At 35.3% G+C, this 4,573-nt stretch carries 5 protein-coding genes and 1 pseudogene; 3 read left to right on the forward strand and 3 right to left on the reverse strand.

What is annotated here, in order from left to right; translation table 11 throughout:
- Positions 1-75: 75 nt before the first annotated feature.
- Together CBG25_RS17850 and CBG25_RS17855 are read right to left on the reverse strand one after the other, a co-directional pair.
- Positions 76-582 (reverse strand): SIS domain-containing protein, encoded by a 507-nt coding sequence (locus CBG25_RS17850; protein WP_290608342.1) that lies wholly within the window; start codon positions 580-582, stop codon positions 76-78.
- Between the two features lie 37 nt (positions 583-619).
- Entirely contained in the window at positions 620-820 is a 201-nt protein-coding gene (locus CBG25_RS17855; RefSeq protein WP_290608344.1) for a hypothetical protein, read from the reverse strand.
- A 341-nt stretch (positions 821-1,161) separates the two neighbouring features.
- On the opposite strand from CBG25_RS17855, the gene zwf reads away from it, so the two are divergent.
- The 3 genes from zwf to mdtI all read left to right on the forward strand — a co-directional run bounded on the left by zwf (position 1,162) and on the right by mdtI (position 3,817).
- Complete coding sequence (gene zwf / locus CBG25_RS17860) at positions 1,162-2,637, forward strand: glucose-6-phosphate dehydrogenase (protein ID WP_290608346.1); 1,476 nt, start codon at positions 1,162-1,164, stop codon at positions 2,635-2,637.
- A 435-nt stretch (positions 2,638-3,072) separates the two neighbouring features.
- Entirely contained in the window at positions 3,073-3,483 is a 411-nt protein-coding gene (gene mdtJ / locus CBG25_RS17865; protein ID WP_290608348.1) for a multidrug/spermidine efflux SMR transporter subunit MdtJ, read from the forward strand.
- 1 nt (position 3,484) lies between these two features.
- Positions 3,485-3,817 carry a multidrug/spermidine efflux SMR transporter subunit MdtI gene (gene mdtI, locus CBG25_RS17870; RefSeq protein ID WP_063655586.1) on the forward strand — a complete coding sequence of 111 codons (333 nt, stop codon included), beginning with the start codon at positions 3,485-3,487 and terminating at the stop codon, positions 3,815-3,817.
- A 544-nt stretch (positions 3,818-4,361) separates the two neighbouring features.
- On the opposite strand, the pseudogene CBG25_RS17875 reads toward mdtI, so the two are convergent.
- Positions 4,362-4,573: pseudogene (locus CBG25_RS17875) on the reverse strand (hypothetical protein); the annotation flags it as partial.

A 4,573-nucleotide genomic window follows, 5' to 3' on the forward strand; every position in this document is an offset into this window, starting at 1 on the left:
ACTTGTCGATCGTCTGTTGGTGATACTGGTTTGCAAAGAGGTCATTCTTAATGGCGCTGCGTTTCTTCATGGTGGTTAGCTCAGTAGACCAGCTTCCGATAACTTTATCAGCAAAATCAAACTCGGCTTAGGTTTTTCGAGGTGCCCTAATGTTAATTGTGCTAGGCGTGATACCATCGGCAGGTAAATATTGGTATATTCAGGTACAGTAATCGCGATAGATAAGGAAGCGATTTGTGCCAGAGAGGAATTAGCGGTAGTGATAGTAATGATTATAGCATCATTGGCTTTAGCAACTTTAGCTTGTTCAACCAAGTTTTGAGTGCGCCCGGTAGGCAAAATGCAAATCAAAACGTTACCATAGCGATAGTTAATACAATATATGTGTTGCAGCATGACATCAACGAAATAGAGCACTGGGATATAAAAACGAAAAAATTTACTCATAGGTTGGGTTAATAGATCGATAGCACGATTAATGTTTGTGGTATTTAGGTTATCTTTATTGCGCGATGGCAGAATCAAAAACTTTTTGCGTATGGCAACTGACAGTATCATTTTGATCAACCAAACGATTAACATAGGATGCTCCATTGACGAGGCTTTGTGCTAATCGTAATTAAAAATCAGGAAAACCCTTGGTATCTATTCTACGGCAAAAACGATTTACAGGGTGTTCGCTCACATTAGCCAATTTAGCTAGGCTTGCAATACAAAGGTGAATCGCTTTTTGCAGGCTTTCAAGGATTGAATTGGCAACTTTCTTTTCTGATTTACTGAAATACTCAAAGTTATTATTTATTTGTTCTAATGTGTTCATACTGAAAAGCTACCCGTTTTATTAATATTGCCAAAGGGGGAATCTTGTTACTTAAGTCAAAATATACTACGCGTTGTTTGGTCAGTAATGAAAAAAAGGAAGTTATTAACTGAATTTTTATTAAAAATATGACGGGCGTCTAATTTACTTTGCATTTTAGTTTAATAAATATGAAGAATTAAAAATTATATATAACTAATCAAATTTGTTGCGAATTATTTTTTGAGCAAAATAAAATATCGTGGCTTTATTTACCTGGTCGAGTCAAAAAGGTACATTTATTTTCTCTATTGAAGCTATCATAGCACTACAGAATTGGTACTTAAGGAGAATCCCATATCATGGCAATTAATAAAGCTGTTCAGGCATGTAATTTAATTATTTTCGGCGCAAAAGGAGATTTGGCTCGCCGCAAATTATTGCCTTCCCTTTATCAATTGGAAAAAACGGGCTATATCCATCCTGATACGCGTATTATAGGGATTGGTCGGGCTGAATGGGATGCTGCCGCCTATATAAAAGAAACTAAAGATGCGTTAGAGACTTTCCTAAATGAGGAAATCGAGCCCAGTTTATGGCAAAAATTAAGTAAGCGCCTTGATTTTTTTAATTTAGATGTTCAGGATCTGGACAAATTTAATTCACTAGCAAAATATCTTGAGGGTGATAGTAAACCCGCTATATATTATTTTGCTATGCCACCAACGACTTTTGGTGCGGTTTGCCATGGCCTAGGCCATGCTAGCCTCAATAAGAAGCCCAACCGGGTTGTTATGGAAAAACCATTAGGCAGTGATCTTGCCTCTTCTCAAGATATAAATAATGAGGTTGCTAGGTATTTTGAAGAGAGCCAAATTTATCGTATTGATCACTATTTAGGTAAAGAAACAGTACTCAATTTATTAGCTTTACGTTTCGCCAACTCTTTATTTATTAATAATTGGGATTATCGAACGATTGATCATGTACAGATCACAGTTGCTGAAGAGGTTGGTATCGAAGGACGCTGGGGTTACTTTGATCAAGCTGGGCAGATGCGTGATATGGTGCAAAATCATTTATTACAGATCTTGACTATGATTGCCATGTCACCGCCTGCGGATTTAACTGCAGATCGCATACGAGATGAGAAAGTTAAAGTATTGCGCTCATTACGTCGGATTGATTATCGTAATGTACGTGAAAAAACCGTCCGAGGTCAATATACATCAGGTTCTATTCAAGGCAAAAAAGTGGCTGGCTATCTTGCGGAAGAAGGGGCTAATAAATCCAGTAAAAAGGAAACTTTTGTGGCAATTCGAGTTGACATTGATGATTGGCGTTGGGCTGGCGTGCCATTTTATTTAAGAACCGGCAAACGATTAGCGGCAAAATGCTCTGAAGTGGTGGTTTATTTTAAAAAACTGGCGTTAAATATTTTTTCTGATTCTTATCAGGATTTACCACAAAATAAATTAACTATTCGATTACAACCTGATGAAGGAATTGATATTGAAATTCTAAACAAAGCGCCGGGCCTTGAGCATAAACATCATTTACAGACGACAAAATTAGATCTGAGTTTTTCTGAAACATTTAATCAAATCCATTTGGCTGATGCATATGAACGTTTATTATTAGAAGCTATGCGTAGCATTCAAGCTCTGTTTGTCCGTCGGGATGAAGTAGAAGAAGCTTGGAAATGGGTGGATTCTATTATGGACGCTTGGGCAAGGGATCATCAGCCACCTAAACTTTATCAGGCGGGTACATGGGGACCTGAGGCATCTGATGCGATGATCGCCAAAGATGGTCGTTCATGGAATGAGTTCGAATAGTTTTTGTCTACGTAATAGGGTAATATGTTTAGGTTTATTACCCTTATTTTGGTAGCTTTTTTGCATTTTAGCTGGAATTTATTATAATTATTTGAGTAAATACAATGGTTATGATATAAATAGCTTTGTATTTGTTCTATCAATAATGAGGATTCATAGTATATCATACGGATTGTAAGGATTGGCCGTGTGATGCATGAATAAAATATCATGTCTAGCGCCAAAAGCGTCAAAAATCAACGTAGTAGCTATCATCTTTTCTTATCAAAAATATCTATTATTTCTAGTGAACATCACTGGTGCGGTGCCTTGTAGCGTCTCCTGTTGCTAATCGGTTTTACCGTAAATGGGCTTTTAATTTAAATCATCACTTAGTTATTACCAATTTAGGTATTTATCTATAGCTTTGATGATTGCCAATAACAGGATAATATAATGATTTATTGGATATTTTTAGCATCAGCGATTGTCACAGAGGTCATTGGTACTTTATCAATGAAGTATTCTAGCGTCAGCGGTGATATGACTGGCTTATTGGTAATGTATTTTATGATTGCTTCATCTTATATATTATTGGCAATGGCAGTAAAAAAAGTTGCTCTTGGAGTAGCTTATGCTCTCTGGGAAGGTATTGGGGTAATTTTTATAACAGCATTTAGTGTTTTGTTATTTAATGAATCATTACCACCAATGAAACTTATTGGATTGGCATTACTTATTGTGGGTATAGCGCTAATAAAATCGGGTACTAAAAAAACTAGCACACTACATTCGATAAAACAGGGAAAAAAAATTACACCAAAAAGGCCATTCAATAAAATGACTAAAGTTGTTAAGGAGGCATAATATGTTAGCGGAATATCAATGGTGGCATGGTGCCTTTCTATTTCTGGCCGTTATTTTAGAAATAGTGGCTAATATTTTTTTAAAATTATCAAATGGATTTAAGCGACTGTGGATAGGTGTATTATCTTTAATTGCCGTTTTAGGTGCTTTTAGTGCATTAGCTGTAGCGGTAAAAGGTATTGAGCTTTCGATCGCTTACGCACTTTGGGGAGCTTTTGGTGTTGTAGCCACAGTTGCCGCTGGTTGGATTTTGTTTAATCAACGGCTAAATTATAAAGGTTGGGGCGGTATTATTTTATTGATTACCGGGATGGTCGTTATCAAACTGGCATAATTTTATTTCAGCTACAGGACATAACACGAATTAGTAATGGCTAATAGAATAAAATAAAGGATTTATTTTTACCGCGCTGTATGTATCGATCCTTTTTTAACCATAAATAACCCCATCCATGAGGGGTTATTTGTATTCATTCATGCCATATAGCTAAACACTCAGTGTTGAAATATATTTGCGAGAGGATAACAGCAGGCCGATTATTTATGCAGATTTAATATACTATTTTCTGTTCTGTCAGATATTAATTGCATCGTTAAAATTTGAATTATTTACCGATATAATGATTTTTAATTATTTATTCCCAATTTTTTAAGCTAAATATTTTTCTATGTTTCAGCGGATGTCAAATTTAAATGTTGTTTATTCTGTCTATTTAGTAACAATTTTCTTTTTAATATGATAATAGTTAGTGACAGTAATTGTTATTATTTCAATATTATGTATGACTTATATTTCGCATTATATCTAATTCCAAATGCTTATCTGTAGGATTATATTTCAATATTTATAAAAAATAATACACGAGTTTCGCACAAAACTAATTTGGGTACGCTAATAAAACACGGATGTGCTCAGCAATAGCATTTTTGATTACGTCCCAATTTTGTTGATAAAGGGTTATTTTTTCAGATATACGACGTTTATGTTGTTCAAACCACGCAGAAATAGCGAGAAAAATATGATTTCTTTGCGCTCGGCTCGTGCGAGCCTGACAGCGTTCAATACCACAATTTTGTTTAACTTCTCGAT

The organism is Arsenophonus sp. ENCA, assembly GCF_002287155.1.
GTDB lineage: Bacteria > Pseudomonadota > Gammaproteobacteria > Enterobacterales > Enterobacteriaceae > Arsenophonus > Arsenophonus nilaparvatae.

What these genes read in the sequence shown, in the direction of transcription:
- CBG25_RS17855 (WP_290608344.1), bottom strand. Translation starts at nt 820, where the DNA reads ATGAACACATTAGAACAAATAAATAATAACTTTGAGTATTTCAGTAAA.
- mdtI (WP_063655586.1), top strand. Translation starts at nt 3,485, where the DNA reads ATGTTAGCGGAATATCAATGGTGGCATGGTGCCTTTCTATTTCTGGCC.
- zwf (WP_290608346.1), top strand. Translation starts at nt 1,162, where the DNA reads ATGGCAATTAATAAAGCTGTTCAGGCATGTAATTTAATTATTTTCGGC.
- mdtJ (WP_290608348.1), top strand. Translation starts at nt 3,073, where the DNA reads ATGATTTATTGGATATTTTTAGCATCAGCGATTGTCACAGAGGTCATT.
- CBG25_RS17850 (WP_290608342.1), bottom strand. Translation starts at nt 582, where the DNA reads ATGTTAATCGTTTGGTTGATCAAAATGATACTGTCAGTTGCCATACGC.